An 18,043-nucleotide genomic window follows, 5' to 3' on the forward strand; every position below is an offset into this window, starting at 1 on the left:
TTTTAATCATCCTGTGCTGTGGAACCATCTTAAAAATAATTCAAATTAAAATTAAAAATCCTTTCGCCTTTGCAATCAATCTCAATAAGAGAATTGCTCTAAAATAAATTTTTCTTTCTTTAGGCTTTATCCTTTCATTGGCTTTTTCCAATTCTCTGTGAGCCTACATATTATGCCCATAGCCTAGAAGCTTTGGACTAGACTTATAGCGGTTCCCATTCAGATGCAGTACAACGTTACATCACGAGGTGTAGGGGCACGGCAATGCCGTGCCCCTACGGGTGTACCTCACGTAAACGATAATTGCTATACCAAGCCTGCCTTTGCAGGCTAATTATATGCATCTTTATATAGATTTGGTATGTAGGACAAATTAGTAACAACTTTAGCTACGCGATATTGACTAAACTACTCCATTTAGTTTAGTATTATAAAACTATACGGTTTAGTTTTATTGTCCACTAGTATAAGATGGGTGCTATGGAGCGAAACTTAAAGCTAGATGAATCCCGGTTTTCCCAAAATATCTTCAGATTGCCTGTTTTGTTAGCAATGCTAGCATCTTTTTTACTGGGTGTAGTAAGTGTTTATGCGATACAAAAGTTTCAAAGTAGAGCTAATAAGCCGCAAGAGACATCAGCATTACCCAAGGCAGTGGTAAAAACAGTAACAGCATTGGGACGGTTGGAACCGAAAGGAGAGGTGATAAAACTTTCTGCACCTACCTCGAATGAAGGGAATCGCGTTGAACAACTCTTGGTTAAAGAAGGGGATAGAGTAAGATTTGGGCAGGTAATTGCGGTTATGGACAGTCGCGATCGCTTACAAGGAAGTTTGCGTGAAGCAGAAAAACAAGTCCAAGTAGCCAAATTCCGTCTTGCCCAAGTAAGAGCGGGAGCGAAACAGGGAGAAATTGGGGCGCGGCAAGCCTCTGTGAGCCGTATACAAGCTGAACTAGAGGGAGATATCAAAACTCAGCAAGCCACAATTAATCGCCTAGAAGCGGAACTAGAGGGTCAAAAACAGCAGTTAAAAGCAACAGTGGCTCGCTTAACAGCCGAGAAAGGTAATGCCCAAGCTGACGCCCAACGCTACGAGACTTTATACCAACAAGGAGCAATTTCCAGTCAGGAAGTTGACAGGAGACGCTTGAGTGCAGAAACTTCCACTCAGCAGTTGCTGGAAAGCCAAGCTACCCAGAGAACAACTATCGCCACCTTGCAACAGCAAATTAATGAGGCAAAAGCCAACCAGAACAAAACTTCAGCCACCTTGCAACAGCAAATTAATGAGGCAAAAGCTACCCTCAACCAAACTGCCGAAGTGCGTCCAACAGATGTAGCAACTGCACAAGCAGAAATAGACAGCGCTCAAGCCACCGCCGATAAAATTAAAGCAGAACTAGCACAGGCATACGTACTGGCTCCTAAACCTGGTCGAATTTTGGAGATTAATACGCGATCGGGAGAAACTGTTGGTAATCAAGGAATTGTGGATTTAGGTCAAACCGACCAAATGTATACGGTAGCAGAAGTTTACCAAAGTGATATCAAGAAAGTGCGTCCGGGGCAACGAGTGCGGATCAGTAGCGATTCCCTAGCTCATGAATTATTGGGAAGGGTAGATTGGGTTGGTATGCAAATAAAGCGGCAGAATGTCATCAATGCCGACCCCTCTAGCAATATTGATGCCAGAGTTGTGGAAGTTCATGTGCAACTAAATCGACTATCTAGCCAAGAAGCTACTAGCTTAACTAATCTGCAAGTCAAGGCGGTGATTGAACTGTGATTGGATTTATCCAGCAACTGCGGCGGCGGACACCTTTAGGATGGCTGCAATTGAGTCATGAAAAAGGGCGTTTTTTGGTGGCATTGTCAGGCATTGCCTTTGCCGATGTTCTCATGTTCATGCAGCTAGGGTTTCAGAATGCACTGTTTGACAGTAACACCAGGCTACATGCCAGTATGCAGGGAGACATCATGTTAGTTAGTCCCCAAGCTCGTAACCTGGCAAATATGTCTACATTTCCTCGGCGGCGACTGTACCAGGCAATGGATATGCCGGGGGTGAAGTCGGCCGAAGCAATGTATCTCAACTTTCTCGATTGGAAAAATCCCCAAACGCACCAGGAAACAGCAGTATTAGTTATAGGGTTCAATCCTGACAAGCAACTTTTTGACTTACCAGAAGTTAACCGCAACTTGGACGTGATTAAGTTACCAGATAGCGTCTTGTTCGACAGTGCTTCTAGAGGAGACTATACAGAGGTAATCGCCCAAATTGAGCAGGGAAAACCCGTCACAACCGAAATAGAACGACGCACAATTACTATTAATGGCTTATTTAAGGTTGGAGCTTCTTTTATCGCAGATGGTAGCTTGATTACCAGCGATGATAACTTTTTGCGATTATTTCCCAGACAACAGGCAAGCAGTGTAAGTTTAGGTTTGATTCAGCTACAACCAGGCTATGACCCAAAGCAAGTGGCAAACACCTTGAAATCTTACCTGGGTAAGGATGTCAAAGTTTTGACTCACGATGAATTTATCGCCTTTGAGAGAGACTATTGGCAAAAAAACACTGCCATTGGGTTTATTTTCAGTCTAGGTGTAACAATGGGGTTTTTGGTAGGGGTAATTATCGTCTATCAAGTTCTTTCTACAGATGTGAATGCCCATATGAAGGAATATGCCACCTTCAAAGCAATGGGTTATAACAATCTTTACCTACTAAGTGTGGTGTTTGAAGAGGCAGTAATTCTGGCAGTACTGGGCTTTATCCCAGGAGCAATTGTGCCCTTGGGACTCTACCATATGACTCGTAATGCTACGAATTTACCTGTATATATGACCTTAGCACGAGCGTTGACAGTGTTAGTGCTGACTATGATTATGTGTTTAATTTCAGGTGCGATCGCTACTCGTAAATTACAGTCCGCCGACCCCGCAGATATGTTTTAAAAAATCGGCATGGGGCATTGGGATAATTAATAATTCCAAATCTAAAATTTAAAATCTAAAATTGTTATGCTTCCTGTTATCTCTGTCAAAAATCTTGACCACTACTTCGGTCATGGTCAACTTCGTAAGCAAGTTCTCTTTGATATCAATCTGGATATTAACGCCGGCGAAATTATTATTATGACTGGGCCTTCTGGTTCTGGTAAAACTACACTTCTCACTTTAGTCGGCGGCTTACGTTCTGCCCAATCTGGTAGTTTGCAGGTTTTGGAACAAGAACTCTGTGGCGCTAACGCCAGACGACTCACCCAAGCGCGACGCAGTAATGGTTATATTTTCCAAGCGCACAATTTGCACGGTAGCCTGAGTGCGTTGCAAAACGTCAGAATGGGCTTGGAATTGCACAAAAATATTTCCCAACCTGAAATGATAACTCGGTCAGCCCAGATGTTAGAGGAGGTAGGATTAGGAGAGCGCCTGAATTATTATCCTGATGATTTATCTGGAGGACAAAAACAAAGAGTTGCGATCGCTCGTGCTCTAGTTGGTCGTCCTAAAATTGTCTTAGCGGATGAACCCACCGCCGCCCTTGACAGTAAATCGGGACGAGATGTGGTCAACTTGATGCAAACACTAGCTAAAGAACAGGATTGTACGATTCTCTTGGTTACTCATGACAACCGCATTCTAGATATTGCCGATCGCATCGTCTACATGGAAGATGGGAAGTTAGTAAATGACGGTGCTGTTGTTGCAGTTAGTTAGACTGGTTCTTTTCAAAATGTTTTATTAACAAGAAAATAGTCAGAAAGTGCTATTTAACTATTTTGATCAGAAAATCGTCTCTGTAGTTTCACTAATGCCAATTTAGCAACTCATCTGCTAGAGATTTGAAAGGTTTACTGTTATATAATAAATGCTTGCCAGAGTCTGGAGTGCATCAATTGTGGGCATCGATGCCGTCAAAGTAGGGGTGGAAGTCGATGTGTCAGGGGGATTACCGGGAATTGTTGTCTTGGGACTGCCAGATTCAGCGATTCAAGAATCCAGAGAAAGAGTCAAAGCAACCCTGAAGAATGCAGGTTTTGCCTTTCCCATGCGAAAAATTGTGATCAATTTAACTCCGGCAGATTTACGCAAAGAAGGCCCTTGTTTCGATTTGCCTATTAGTGTGGGAATTTTGGCGGCTTCTGAGCAAGTTAGCGCTGATTTATTGGGGGATTATCTATTCTTGGGCGAAGTCTCTTTAGATGGCAGCTTGCGCCCGGTGGCTGGTGTTTTACCGATCGCAGCAGCAGCCCAAAAGATGGGAATTGCAGGTTTAGTTCTCCCTGCTGATAATGCCCAAGAAGCGGCTGTGGTTCAAGACTTGGCTGTTTACGGCTGCAAACATCTGTCTGAGGTGGTGGATTTTTTAAATAATCCAGGGCGTTACAAACCTGTGCAGATCGATGGCACAACGGAAATAGCAGCAGTATCCTACCCTGGCGCAGATTTGCATGATGTGAAAGGACAAGCTCATGCGCGTCGTGCCTTAGAAATTGCTGCTGCTGGTGGGCATAATTTAATTTTTGTTGGGCCGCCTGGGAGTGGGAAAACCATGTTAGCACGACGCTTACCAGGAATTTTGCCGCCCTTAAGTTTTGCCGAATCTTTAGAAGTGACTCGCATCCATTCGGTGGCTGGTTTATTGAAAAATCGCGGTTCATTGGTACGCGATCGCCCTTTTCGCAGCCCCCACCACTCAGCATCCGGGCCTTCTCTTGTGGGTGGCGGTAGCTTTCCTCGTCCTGGGGAAATCTCATTATCTCACAGGGGCGTGCTGTTTCTTGACGAATTAACTGAGTTTAAACGAGATGTTTTAGAATTTCTGCGTCAACCTTTAGAAGATGGTTACGTCACGATTTCCCGCACCAAACTATCGGTAATGTTTCCCGCGCAGTTTACTTTGGTGGCGAGTACCAATCCCTGTCCTTGCGGTTATTATGGTGATACCATTCAACAATGTACTTGTTCTCCCCGTCAACGCGAGCAATATTGGGCAAAACTTTCTGGGCCATTGATGGATCGAATTGATTTACAAGTTGCGGTGAATCGCTTGAAACCAGAAGAAATTACCCAACAACCTACGGGAGAAGCATCAATAACAGTACTACAACGAGTGCAACAAGCAAGCGATCGCGCAATTACCCGCTTCCAAGAAGAACCAAATCTGCGTTGCAATGCCCACATGCAAAGTCGTCATCTCCAGAAATGGTGCAAGCTAGATGATGCTAGCCGCAGTTTATTAGAAATAGCCATTAGAAAATTAGGTTTATCTGCAAGAGCGAGTGATCGCATTCTCAAAGTAGGGCGGACTATTGCAGATTTAGCCGGAGACGATGAGCTAAAAACCAATCATGTAGCAGAAGCAATCCAGTATCGCACAATCGATAGAATGCAGTAGGAATCTTGTGATGATGGCTTAAGTCTGTTAAAGGTTGAGGCTAGTACCGCAAGGCGGAAGTCAAAAGTACAAAAGTAAAAACTCAAAAGTATTATGGAATAAGCTCTTTAGGGCTTTTCAATGGTCTGTTTATTTACGCCCTGCTGTACTAGGGGGACAACTCAACCTTTGGAACTTCTCAGATGGTGCGGATCGGGGAGTTGATTACAACTTAATGACATATTACAACTAATTTTTCGGACATGATATAAATTAGACTTTTCAAGACAGATGCACAGAGAAGAAGAGTTTAAAGTCTGATATAAGAAAGTTTTTCTGCGCTACAAGAGGCAAGGTATCCACTTCAAAAGCGCTCTTACTAATAACTAATCAATCAAGCAATTATGCAATCGCTTTCACGGCATTTTATATATTAAAGCGATCGCACTACCTATTGTTTATCAAAAAGCAAATTATTTATAGATATTGCCATCAAGGAAATTATCGACTCTACTAAATTCCTCCTTCAGGACGCTACACAAACTCCTTTGGGTGGATGCCGTTACTTAATAAATAAGTATCAAATATATCAGGAAGTAAGCGACATTCTCTAAGGAGACTGATTGGATGAATTTACAGGCGATGTGGAAGTTATTACAAGAGACATTCAAAGAATGGAGTGATGATAAAGCTTCACGGTTAGCGGCAGCGTTAGCTTACTACACAATTTTTTCCATTGCCCCGTTGTTAATTATTGTAATTGCGATCGCAGGGGTAGTATTTGGAGAAGAGGCAGCAAGGGGTCAAATTGTTGCACAAATTCAAGGTTTAGTCGGTAAAGATGGGGCACAATTTATCCAAACAGCCATTCAGAATGCTAACAAACCACAAACAGGAGCGATCGCTTCCATTATTAGTGTTGTAGTTCTGCTAGTGGGCGCTACTGGTTTATTTACCGAGTTGCAAGATTCCCTCAACACGATTTGGGAAGTCAAACCAAAACCCGGACGCGGCGTAAATAACATGATTCGTTTACGCTTTTTGTCCTTTGCAATGGTGATCGGAATTGGTTTTCTACTTTTAGTTTCTCTGGTAATTAGTACAGGGTTAGCAGCAGCAGTAGCATACTTTGGCAACATCCTACCCGGTGTTGATTTCCTCTGGCGAATAGTTAACTTTGTTTTATCTTTTTCGATCACTACAGCACTATTTGGGTTAATTTTCAAAGTTCTGCCAGATGTCAAAATTACTTGGAATGATGTTTTTATTGGATCTGTTATTACCTCATTTTTATTCTCTATCGGTAGGTTTTTATTAGGACAATATCTAGGTAATGGTAGTTTTGGTTCAACCTACGGTGCTGCGGGTTCACTGGTAGTGCTTTTAGCTTGGGTTAACTATGCCGCACAGATTCTTTTCTTCGGTGCAGAGTTTACCCAAGTTTATGCCAGAAGGTATGGAAGCGGTATAGTCCCAACGAAGGATGCCGTACCTCTGTCTGATAACACCAAAGATAATGGCACGAATCCAACGGGGCGATCGTCCACAAATAAAAAGCCATCTTCTAACTTGATTAATCGCTTATTCCAGTCTTTTAAGAAGCCCAAACGCTCAAAAAATAGAAGAAAAGATTAGCGATTTTAATCTCGGAATACTGGGATTTTATATTTGTAAGTCTGATAAATATTGAAGGATTTCACCTCTAATAAAAGTCAGATTTATGAAATAACACTACAGATAAATAACCTGATACTGGATTTTTTCCAGAATCTATTGAGAAAGGAAGAAAATCAGTGCTAATGGAAAAATGGTTTTTTATCAATTGGCAATCAATCTTTGTTCCTAGCATTAGCGTCTTAGAGTTGATTATCCGTGGTTCGCTGGTATATTTAGCACTATTTTCAGTCCTACGTTTCCTTCCTAGCCGACAATTAGGAACACTAGGAATAAGTGATTTATTAGTAGTTGTGCTATTTGCTGAAGCTGCCCAAAACGCTATGGCAAGTAATTATACATCGATTACTGAGGGCGCGATTCTAGTAGGAACTGTAATTTTTTGGAGCTATTTGCTGAACTGGTTAGGCTACAAAATACCCCAGTTCCAACGTTTTATGAATCAGCCGCCACTGCTACTGGTAAAAAATGGTCGGATGATTCAGCGTCATTTGCAACGAGAGTTAATTACAGACGATGAGTTGATGAGCAAGTTACGTCAGCAAGGTGTGGAATTTTTAGCAGATGTGAAGTTTGCATATATAGAGGCTGACGGTAGGATTAGTATCATTACCTCAAATTCAAAAACTAGTTCCGTCCCTGAGCAAAAAACAGCGTTAAAAAGTGATCTACATTAATTAGACTGTAAAATATGACGGTTGTATTCTGTGCCGAACTGTGATTGAGCGCTATACTTTGCCCGAAATGGCTAATCTGTGGAGTGAAACCTACAAGCTAAAAACTTGGCTGCAAGTCGAAATTGCTGTTTGTGAGGCTCAAGCTGAACTGGGTTATATTCCATCTGAGGCGGTTGAGGAAATTAAGTCCAAGGCAGATTTTGACCCCGATAGGGTGCTGGAAATTGAAGCTGTAGTCCGCCACGATGTCATCGCTTTCTTGACAAACGTCAATGAATATGTAGGTGATGCCGGACGCTATATTCATTTGGGTTTAACCAGTTCGGATGTTTTGGATACAGCTTTAGCACTGCAATTAGTTGCCAGCCTAGATATATTATTGCAACGTTTGGAAGACTTGATTCAGGTAATTCGCCAAAAAGCTCAAGAACATCGTCATACAGTGATGGCTGGTCGATCGCATGGTATCCACGCTGAACCGATTACTTTTGGTTTCAAGCTAGCTGGCTGGTTAGCAGACGTGTTGCGACACCAAGAACGCTTGAGAATTCTTCACCAAACTATTGCCGTGGGTAAGATTTCTGGTGCAGTAGGAACCTATGCGAATGTTGAACCGCGTGTAGAAGCGATCGCTTGCCAAAAACTTGGACTCAAACCCGACACGGCCTCAACGCAAGTTATTTCCCGCGATCGCCACGCCGACTATGTGCAACAATTAGCTTTGGTAGCGGCATCCATCGAACGTTTTGCTGTAGAAATTCGCAATCTGCAAAAAACAGACGTTCTGGAAGTTGAAGAATTCTTCGCCAAAGGTCAAAAAGGTTCCTCAGCAATGCCACACAAGCGCAATCCCATCCGTTCGGAACGGCTAACGGGAATGGCGCGACTCGTCAGAAGTCATGCAGGTGCAGCCTTGGAAAACGTGGCTCTCTGGCATGAAAGGGATATTTCCCACAGTTCTGTAGAACGGGTAATTTTGCCAGATGCTTGTACTTTGACGCACTTTATGTTGGTAGAAATAACCGACTTGGTGAAAAACCTGTTGGTCTATCCTGAGAACATGGAACGAAATCTCAACTGTTATGGCGGCGTTGTGTTCAGCCAAAAAGTGCTACTTGCTTTGATAGACAAGGGAAGCAGCCGTGAAGAAGCTTATGCGATCGTTCAAGAAAACGCTCATGCTGCTTGGAATAAGCCAGAAGGCAATTTTCACGACTTAATTAGCAAAGACTCTCGTGTTACCCAAAAGTTGTCTCCAGCAGAAATTGAGGTGAGTTTTGACCCCCAACAGCATCTCCTGCATTTAGAAGAGGTTTACCAAAGGTTGGGTATTTAGCTTTAGGGACATTCCAGTTAAAAAAACATCCCATCCCTGCGGGACGCTCCGCGAACGTAGCGGCGCAAGACCTTGCGCCCCTACAAATGTACATGGGGGACGTGGAGACACACAGACATGGAAAATTTTATTATGGGTAATCAAATGGACTTCCAATTGATTAATTAGGACTTACGCTTGAGCAACTAAAAATCAAGTACTTAAGCTGGACATGGATCATGTATAGGGCATGGAAAATTAAGCAATGCCTAATGCCTAACCTCAACGAATAAATGTATTGCGTAAGTCCGACAAATTCAGGACTTACGCAAAAATTGCTAAAAAGCTTAATTTATCGAACCGCCAAGACGCCAAGAGCGCCAAGAATTCGTAGAGTGTGCGTAAGTCCTAAAATTTTAGTTCAGTGCTGGAATTATTACCAGCAGTGGGTAGTATAAACAACAAATACTTGCTCACCTAGCACCCTGAGTGCCCTAATGATTGAAATCCTAGCCACACTTTCAGCCTCTGCGGCAGCAGGAATGAGAATAGGTATACCTTTGTTAATTATTGGACTGTTGCAGGGTAGTAGCTTATGGTCACAAGTTCCAATTTTATCTCACATTTCCCCACCAATCTTATTAGGCTGCCTCAGCTGTTGGTCTTTAATTGAATTATTAGCCTCAAAAAAGCTATGGGGGCAAAGATTGCTACAACTGGTTGAATTATTTATGTCCCCTCTCGTGGGAGCAATTATGGGGTTAGGAGTAGCTTCTGCAACAGCAACGCCAAACTGGCTGATTGCCTTAATTGGGGGTTTGTTAGCTTTAGTACTCCAGCTAGTTCAAGTTGGTTGGTTCTATCGGTTACGTGGCTTACCTTTGTGGGCAGTCTTTCTTCAAGATATCTTAGGTGTAGCTCTAGTACTTTTTGCCTTTGGTGCGCCCCGGCAAGGAGGATTAATTGCTTTAATACTGCTCTGGTTTGCAGTTCGTAGCGCGAAGCAGTGGTATGACTGGTATCACAAGGGCATAGGGCATAGGGCATCGCGGACTAAAAGAGAAGTCTGAAGTATCAGGCTTCCTTAGATCACAACTTCGGGGGATAAGGGAAGAGTTTTCCAATGCCCCATGCCCAATGCCTTTTACTGCAAAAGCCCAATCATATGCAAGAAGCCGTGACCGGTAATCAGCTCGATGATTAAGGCAATGAAGCCCAGCATGGCAATCCGACCATTCCATACTTCAGCGCTAGTAGTCAAACCCCATTCCCAACGCTCTTGGGGGTACATTTTTACCATTTTTTTGATTTGGGCAGCTTGCGAAAGCTTGAAACTGGGGTTTTTCAGCGCATCAATCACCAGGTCTGCAAGTGCATTAATAAACACTGGATGGGTATTGGGAGCAGGAACGCGACGGAAGTTGTGAATTCCTGATTCTTCTGCTACTTCCCGATACTCAATATCAATTTCTTGCAGTGTCTCGATGTGTTCTGAGACAAAACTGATCGGTACGACAACCAAATCCTTCACACCTTGTGCGCCTAGTTCTTTCAGGGCATCTTCAGTATAGGGTTGGAGCCATTCTACTGGGCCGACGCGACTTTGGTAAGCTAAGGTGTGGATATTGGGCCGATTGAGGGTCTGCATAATCAGCGCAGTACATTCCTCAATTTCCTGCTGGTAAGGGTCGCCAGCCTCTTCAACGTAGCTTTTAGGAACGCCGTGAGCACTGAAGAATATATGAACCTCGTCTGGATTAGGAAACTGTTCGAGTTCCTGGGCTACGAGTTCCGCCATTGCTTGCAGGTAGCCTGGTTCTTTGTACCAAGAAGGAATGACGGTGTAATCAATGGGCTGAAGTTTTGGGTCTTCTTGCCAAAGCTTTTCTAAAAGCCGGAAGCTGGAACCACTGGTACTGATAGAAAACTGGGGATAGAGTGGTAAAATTACCAGGTGTTCTATATTATCTTGGGTAAGCTGTGCGATCGCCTCTTCTGTATAAGGATGCCAATAACGCATTCCCACGTAGATATTGGCTTCTTGCCCCAAATAACCCAACTGTTCTTTTAGAGCTTCCCCTTGCGCTTCTGTAATTCGCCGCAGTGGGGAACCACCACCGATTTGCTTATAATTTTCTTGAGAGGTTTTGAGTCGCCGCGAGGCAATAAACCAGGCTAGGGGCTTTTGCAACCAGCGAAATGGTAGGCGAATAATTTCCGGATCGGAAAATAGATTGTACAAAAACGGCCCGACATCCTCTAGCTTATCAGGGCCACCGAGATTGAGTAATAAGACGCCTACACGACCCATAGCAGTTACTTTCCCCCAATCTTTTCAGGTTTTTTACTAATGTTAACAATATATATCTTTATTAAATAATAAAGCTTAATAGCAAGGAAATATGCAATGGTAACAATTTTAAGGGATTGGAGTTACCGCTATCAGTGGATGTATGATGGTATCTCTCGTTTAGCAGCCTTAAGTGTAGGTGGTGAAGCCCGTTTTCGGCAACTTGCTTTGCAAGGCTTAACAATTCACTCAGAAACTCAGGTCTTAGATTTATGTTGCGGCAGTGGTCAAACGACGCAATTTTTGGTAAAATTTTCACAAAATGTAACAGGATTGGACGCCTCACCCAAGTCTTTGCAACGGGCGCGGCAAAATATACCTGAAGCTTCCTATGTCGAAGCTTTTGCCGAAAAGATGCCATTTGCAGATAATCTGTTTGATGTGGTGCATACCAGCGTTGCATTACACGAAATGCAACCTCAGCAATTGCGAAAAATTATTAGTGAAGTTTATCGGGTGCTGAAACCAGGAGGGGTGTTCACGCTGGTGGATTTTCATGCTCCTACGAATCCGATATTTTGGCCTGGGGTGTCAGTGTTTTTGCTGTTGTTTGAGACGGAGACAGCTTGGGAATTGTTGAAAACTGATTTAGCTGGATTATTGGCAGAGATGGGGTTTGAAGTGGGTGAACCCACTTTATATTCTGGTGGTAGTTTGCAAGTGATACAGGCGAAGAAGTGAAGGATACGCTTTAGTTATATCTTGCACCTACCCTATATTCCGTCAAGAAATAAATTTCTTCTTTTATAGCGCAAGTCTACTCAAGTTGACTACAACCTTTACCCAGTCTTCTTTAGAAAACTTGAGCTATAAGCCTCAGAATGAATTTTGAGGCGGTTTTGGGAAAGAGTGCAAGTTGTGAGTTTGTTAATGGTTAAGATATCTACCTGAGTAATGAAACAGAAGTAATTGTTATATTCAAATTATGATGATGAAATTTTGAGGTTAATAAAAATGACACAGGAATTAATAGACCTCAGAACTTGTATTCAGGAAGGACGTTATGCAGATGCCTTGATAATTGTTGATGAATTAGAGGGGATGAGTAAACAAGCTATTCTGCGAAATATCCAAGCTTATTTAAGGATTCTGCTGATTCATTTGATTAAAAACCAAGTAGAGCAGCGATTAACAAATTCTTGGGTAGCTTCTATTCGGAATTCACTTATAGAAATTAAGAAACTCAATCTCAAAGACAATAAAAAATCATATTATATCAATTTAAACGAATGGGATACTTATATTGAAGATGAAATAGAAGTAGCAGTGCCTGATGCCAGTGTGGAAGTTTTAAATGGAATGTACAATGAATTCCAACTTACTAAAATGGTAGATAGAAATCAGACTATTCAGACTGCTTTAAAGTTTTTGGCGCTAACTTATTCTTATTCAGTTAAAGAGTTACCCGCAGTTGTGGCTGAAACTTTAACTCAGCTACCCGGTGGAGAAGATTGGAAAGCAGGTAGGCGGTAAAAATGACTCAGGAACTAATAGACCTAAAAAATAGTATTTTGGAAGGACGTTATGCAGATGCCTTGGCAATTGTTGATGAATTAGAGGGCATGAGTAAACAAGCTATTCTGCGGAATATTCAAGCTTATTTAAGGATTCTGCTGATTCATTTGATTAAGAACCAAATAGAACAACGATTAACTGGTTCATGGGCAAATTCTATTCGTAATTCCATCAGAGAAATTAAAAAAGTGAATATCAAAGATAATAAAACATCTTACTATATTAATTTAGATGAATGGGAAAATTTGATAGAAGAAGAAATTATTGAAGATGCGATCGCTGATGCTAGTGAGGAAGTGATGAGTGGGAAATATAGTCAGTTTCAACTGGCTGAAATGGTGGATAGAAACCAGCTAATTCAGACTGCTTTGAAGTTTTTGGTGCTAACTTATTCCTATTCACCTAAGGAGTTACCCACAATTGTGGCTGAAAATTTAATTCAGTTAGCTGGTGGAGAAGATTGGATAAATCGGTAAAAATAAGGCGATCGCTATTTGTATACAGATGAAAACTGAGGTAGCAAACAAAGTCAATATTACGGTAAAGTGATTGCTAAACCGTAGTATATACACTATAGTACTGTACGGATAATAAAGAATAAAGTTTTCGCCAATTTTGATCATGAAAGAAATAACACGCCGCAAATTTATTGCAACAGCCAGCGTGGCGACGGGTTTTGCCTTGGCTGTGCAACCCATTTCTGCCGAAGTCATCACCACTGATACCAAAGGGTTGGTAGCTGGTGCAGTGAAAATTCCTGTTAAAGATGGGGAAATTCCTGCCTATAGAGCAGAACCTGCAACTGGTGACAATTTCCCCATTGTCCTGGTGATCCAGGAAATCTTTGGAGTCCACGAGCATATTCAGGATATCACTCGTCGCTTTGCTCAGTTGGGGTATTTAGCGATCGCACCTGAATTATTCATCCGTCAGGGGGATGTCTCAAAATTAAGCAGTATAGACGAAATTCGCCCAATTGTAGCCAAAGTGCCAGATGCCCAGGTCTTATCGGATCTCGATGCCACAGTAGACTGGGCGGTGAAATCAGCTAAGGGTAATGCCAATAAATTGGCGATTACAGGCTTCTGCTGGGGCGGTCGTATTACCTGGTTGTATGCAGCACACAATCCTAAGCTGAAGGCAGGTGTGGCATGGTATGGGCGATTGGTGGGCGATGCTACCGAACTTCAGCCGAAGTATCCCATTGATATTGCATCAAAACTGACAGTCCCCGTTCTCGGACTCTATGGTGGTAAGGATACGGGTATTCCTTTAGATACAGTAGAGCAGATGCGCGATCGCCTGAAGTCCAGCAGCAGCAAATCTGAAATTATCGTCTACCCCGATGCACCCCACGCATTTTTTGCCGATTATCGCCCCTCCTACCGCGAGAAAGAAGCTAAAGAAGGTTGGAAACGTCTTTTGGCATGGTTTAAGGAGCATGGCGTGTAAGTCTGCGGAACAAAAAAAAGCCTCCTGTATGGGAGGCTTAAAATTTAGCGGAGAAAACTTGTTAAACTACGGCTTTGCAGCGATCGCTCCCCCTAATGCAGAGAAAACTGCGGAAACCGATGCTGTAGCAAATAGCCACCAAGCGGCTGTAGCTGCGGCTTTGCGGGTTTCTTCTGCTTGCCGCTGCGCTTGAAGCTTCACCTGTTCTAGGCGGCGTTGTGCTTCTTGCTGTATGCGTTCTGCACGTTGCAATACTGTGTTACGGGCCCGTTCAATTTGGTCGATGATACCGTTGGCATCTTCCTCGGAGATGTCCTCACGAGAACTCATAATTGCCACTAGGGTCTCACGATCAAAAGAAGATAGGCGATCGCGCAGGGCATCAAATCCCGCCTGGGGATCGTCAAAAACAGTGCGAATATCGCGCTTGATACTATCATAGTTAAGTTCCGGGCGATCCAAGGAGTTGAGATAGTTACGGATGCGGGCGAAAACTCCATCAATTGCATCTTGAATGCCTCGTTGGATGTTCCGCACTTGTTCTACAAATTGCTCCCTTACCGATACAATGTTATCGGCAATCTTTGCCGCTTCCTCATCGGAAATATCTTCCCGAATTTTCAGCAGGGCGATGATCGTAGAACGGTCAAAATGGGAAAGGCGATCGCTAAAAGTTTCTACCCCAACTCGTGGATCGTGCAACAATAGTTGCAAGTCGCGCTTGATACCTTCTGGGTTGAGTTCTTCTTTGCCAGTTTGCCGCAGATAGTCTTCCAGATTACCTTTGAATGTTTCTATTTTTTGCTGTGTGCGGGTAGCTAGGCGACGAGGCGCACGCACAAAGTTGCGAATCGAATTTTGCGTAGAATCAATGATTTCATTGACTTGTTCTTCACTTAAGTCTTGGCGTTGACTGAGCAACTTCACTAGTGTATCTCGGTCTACCTGCGACAACCGACGGCGCAGTGCGACGGCTCCCTCCTTGGGATTTTCAAACAATCTGGTCAAATCTCGTTGAATACCTTCTGGATTCAGTTCTTGTTTACCAGTATTCCGCAGATAATCTGCGATCGTGGTGGTAACAGAGTCGTATTGCTCTTTAGCTTTTTCCACAACAGCTTGCGGTGTGTGGCGAATACTATGCCACGACTCCTCAGCAGCATTGATGGCTTGATTAACTTGATCTTCACTCAAATCTTGCCGCTGACTCAACAATTGCACTAAGGTATCTCGGTCAAAGCGAGACAAGCGGGCCCGAATTGAGGTAATTCCAGCTTGAGGATCTTCTAATAGCTTTTTGAACTCCGCGCGGATGGCATCAGGATTAAGTTCTGATTTTCCTGTATTACGCAGATATGATTCTACATTCAGCCACAGGGTTTCTGCTTGATATTGTGCCTGTTCTGCTAATCCTTTGGATTCTACTAAGACGCGATCGCGTTGTTTTTCAAACTCATCCAGAATGCTGTCTACTTCATATAGCTGGACATCATTACGTTGCAGCAATAGCTCCCGAATTTCTTGACGTGTAACCTGCGCCAGTCGCAATGTCAGGGTTTCATAATCTGCATCTGAATCTTGCAACAGTGGTTTAAAATTCTGCTCAATGCCTTCGGCTGTCAAATCTGCTTTCGGAGTCACAAGCAGATAACTTTCCACTGCCCGTTGCAAGTCTTGGACTATCTCTCTTTCTTCAACAGCTGTCACTGTCACCAGCACCTCTTGGCGGACAGCTTCTAGCTGATTTGCAATGCGCTGAATTTGGGCTTGGGTAAGTAGTCCCCGCTGTTGCAGGATGTTGACGAAATCGTTGCGGGATAGTCGTTCTACTTCTCTCTTGACTATTCCTGAATCAGCAGCTGGATCGTAGATAACATCACGAAATTCCTGAGCAATTTTTTCCTGACTCAGTTGCCAAGCATAAGTATTGTGCAGGTAGTTTTCGACATCAGCCCGAATTGGGCTATAGGGTTGCGATGGTGTTGGTAACCCTAGCTTATCTGCTTGTTGAGTGACTTTATCTTTGGCAGTGGTGAGGCTACCCAAGATTTTTTCCACATCCAAATCAGGTAAATCTGTCCGTCCCAACACAGTGGCGCTTAAGGCAGATAGTCCTTGCTGGAGTGTACTTTGAATTAGCCCTGGAGCCGCCTTTTGGTCAGCTTGTTTGGAATCACGCTTTTCTGCTACTAACCGATCCAGTTTGGCATTGAGTTCATCTGTCTTGCTTTGTCCTGCTGGAACTGATTTCAGATAATCCATTAACTCAGCCAGACCGTCTGGGGTGGGTGATTGCTGACTCACCACTTGCTGCCAAACTTTATACAACGTATCAGCAATGCGGCTAACGTCTTTTTTGGAAAGGTCGGTGCGACTGCTGACTAACTCGATAAACTTTTCGCGGTTGATGTTGCGAATATCTGAAGTCCCAGCGATCGCTTTTAATTGCGGATCGTTGAGTAAATTTTCAAAGTCACCCCGAATTTTCGACAAATCTAGCTCTGGGGGACGGAGCTTTTCTAAATAATCTTCTATGTTCTCCCGGATACTTGTAGGGTCGATGGCGCTCCCTAGTTCCCGACGAATAGCGCTAGCGGCAGCTTCAGCCGTGGCTACAACTTGGTTATTGACAGCCTTAGCGCCTAGTGCGGCAGTGGCTGTCCCCATAATCGCCTGAAACCCAGAAGTTGCCGTATTGACCACTGAGCCAATCAAGGAACCTACGGTGGTGGAACTTACCCAAACGAGGATTAAAAAGTAAGCACCCCAAATTACTAAGCCGAGAATTGCTCCCAATGCTGGGTCTAAAATTACCAGGCTCAATTTCACCGCCAGAAAAGAAGCGATTAATAAGGCGATCGTCACAGTGACTAATGTCCAAATCCCCACTGCGGTGCCGATTTTGCGAATGCTGCCGCCCAAACTTCCGACTTCCCCAGAATCGGAATCCGAGTCAGATGAGTGCCCCAGGTAGGAAATACCGGCTGCAAGGGAGAGATTAGTTAAAACTAATTGGAAAGCAAAGGCTAAAATCACGCCGGAGATTAAAGCCACGAAAAAGCGTGGCCCAGAAGTGAGAACCGATGCCTGTGCTGGCGTGACGTTTGAGGATTCTACTGGAACCTGTGCTAACCACAATATTGGTTTGTAGAGTCCCAGCATAATTTCCGTACTTTGGAACATTGTATTTCCTTCTACTAAGTTGAAATTTGGGGAATTAAGATTTTCTTGAGAAGCAACTCTTAGTATCGATTATGTCTGTATCTATTGCAATACCTAACTCTGTTTAGCTCAGAATCGTAGACTTCAGCTGTTTCAAGCATCTCTCCAAAGGCTGAAAACCCTATCCAGCAAAAGATATCAATTTTATTAGCTAACTCTGAAAATGTTCACTATGAGTTAAAAAGCTGGCTAATTCTTGACCACCCTTTTCAATTTTAATTGCTTAATCACAACGATTGATTTTTCCGCAACAATTATAGTTTAATTACGAAAAAGCTACATTTCTTTACATTTTAATTTTTATCACCCTCTGAGGGTGGATTTATTTACACCAATATGTTGTTGATTATGTGCCTGTAGTTTGTGCCTACAGGCAGAAAGCAGTTTAGTTATTAATTAGGTACATTAAAGTTAACAAACGAATTGTTAAGGATAATAAAGATGGCAACTTGT

At 43.2% G+C, this 18,043-nt stretch carries 14 protein-coding genes; 12 read left to right on the forward strand and 2 right to left on the reverse strand.

Going from position 1 to position 18,043, the window contains the following annotated elements:
• Window positions 1–480: 480 nt before the first annotated feature.
• The 8 genes from V7K35_RS04980 (at window position 481) to V7K35_RS05015 (ending at window position 10,121) form a co-directional block, all read left to right on the forward strand.
• The gene (locus tag V7K35_RS04980) at window positions 481–1,788 is read left to right on the forward strand and encodes an HlyD family efflux transporter periplasmic adaptor subunit (protein WP_335076874.1); all 1,308 of its coding nucleotides are present in this window, start codon (window positions 481–483) and stop codon (window positions 1,786–1,788) included.
• Window positions 1,785–2,960 carry an ABC transporter permease DevC gene (devC, locus tag V7K35_RS04985; RefSeq protein ID WP_335076876.1) on the forward strand — a complete coding sequence of 392 codons (1,176 nt, stop codon included), beginning with the start codon at window positions 1,785–1,787 and terminating at the stop codon, window positions 2,958–2,960. The genes V7K35_RS04980 and devC overlap by 4 nt, the downstream gene beginning before the upstream one ends.
• Window positions 2,961–3,026: 66 nt before the next feature.
• On the forward strand, window positions 3,027–3,725 hold the full coding sequence (locus tag V7K35_RS04990) for a DevA family ABC transporter ATP-binding protein (protein ID WP_335076878.1): 699 nt from the start codon (window positions 3,027–3,029) through the stop codon (window positions 3,723–3,725).
• A 151-nt stretch (window positions 3,726–3,876) separates the two neighbouring features.
• On the forward strand, window positions 3,877–5,406 hold the full coding sequence (locus V7K35_RS04995; protein ID WP_335076880.1) for a YifB family Mg chelatase-like AAA ATPase: 1,530 nt from the start codon (window positions 3,877–3,879) through the stop codon (window positions 5,404–5,406).
• 606 nt (window positions 5,407–6,012) lie between these two features.
• Window positions 6,013–7,020 (forward strand): YihY/virulence factor BrkB family protein, encoded by a 1,008-nt coding sequence (locus V7K35_RS05000; RefSeq protein WP_335076882.1) that lies wholly within the window; start codon window positions 6,013–6,015, stop codon window positions 7,018–7,020.
• A gap of 164 nt (window positions 7,021–7,184) precedes the next feature.
• Complete coding sequence (locus tag V7K35_RS05005) at window positions 7,185–7,736, forward strand: DUF421 domain-containing protein (protein ID WP_334792869.1); 552 nt, start codon at window positions 7,185–7,187, stop codon at window positions 7,734–7,736.
• Window positions 7,737–7,776: 40 nt separating this feature from the next.
• Window positions 7,777–9,072, forward strand: coding sequence for an adenylosuccinate lyase (purB, locus tag V7K35_RS05010; RefSeq protein ID WP_335076884.1), 1,296 nt, complete (start codon window positions 7,777–7,779; stop codon window positions 9,070–9,072).
• 476 nt (window positions 9,073–9,548) lie between these two features.
• Window positions 9,549–10,121: a DUF4126 domain-containing protein gene (locus V7K35_RS05015; RefSeq protein WP_334792863.1), complete on the forward strand. Its 573-nt coding sequence runs from the start codon at window positions 9,549–9,551 to the stop codon at window positions 10,119–10,121.
• A 74-nt stretch (window positions 10,122–10,195) separates the two neighbouring features.
• Here the strand turns inward: V7K35_RS05015 and hemH are convergent, their stop codons facing one another.
• Window positions 10,196–11,362, reverse strand: a complete 1,167-nt coding sequence (hemH, locus tag V7K35_RS05020) for a ferrochelatase (RefSeq protein ID WP_335076886.1) — start codon at window positions 11,360–11,362, stop codon at window positions 10,196–10,198.
• 96 nt (window positions 11,363–11,458) lie between these two features.
• Between hemH and V7K35_RS05025 the strand changes: the two genes are divergently transcribed.
• From V7K35_RS05025 to V7K35_RS05040, 4 genes are all read left to right on the forward strand, one after another.
• Complete coding sequence (locus tag V7K35_RS05025) at window positions 11,459–12,082, forward strand: class I SAM-dependent methyltransferase (RefSeq protein ID WP_335076888.1); 624 nt, start codon at window positions 11,459–11,461, stop codon at window positions 12,080–12,082.
• A gap of 273 nt (window positions 12,083–12,355) precedes the next feature.
• Window positions 12,356–12,874 (forward strand): DUF29 family protein, encoded by a 519-nt coding sequence (locus V7K35_RS05030; RefSeq protein WP_335076890.1) that lies wholly within the window; start codon window positions 12,356–12,358, stop codon window positions 12,872–12,874.
• Window positions 12,875–12,876: 2 nt separating this feature from the next.
• Window positions 12,877–13,392 (forward strand): hypothetical protein, encoded by a 516-nt coding sequence (locus tag V7K35_RS05035; RefSeq protein ID WP_335076892.1) that lies wholly within the window; start codon window positions 12,877–12,879, stop codon window positions 13,390–13,392.
• A gap of 145 nt (window positions 13,393–13,537) precedes the next feature.
• Window positions 13,538–14,368 carry a dienelactone hydrolase family protein gene (locus tag V7K35_RS05040; RefSeq protein ID WP_335076894.1) on the forward strand — a complete coding sequence of 277 codons (831 nt, stop codon included), beginning with the start codon at window positions 13,538–13,540 and terminating at the stop codon, window positions 14,366–14,368.
• A gap of 66 nt (window positions 14,369–14,434) precedes the next feature.
• Here V7K35_RS05040 and V7K35_RS05045 read toward each other — a convergent pair whose 3' ends face one another.
• Window positions 14,435–17,551 (reverse strand): MFS transporter, encoded by a 3,117-nt coding sequence (locus tag V7K35_RS05045; RefSeq protein WP_335076896.1) that lies wholly within the window; start codon window positions 17,549–17,551, stop codon window positions 14,435–14,437.
• Window positions 17,552–18,043 lie beyond the last annotated feature (492 nt).

It is taken from the genome of Nostoc sp. (assembly GCF_036917275.1).
Classification (GTDB): Bacteria; Cyanobacteriota; Cyanobacteriia; order Cyanobacteriales; family Nostocaceae; genus Nostoc.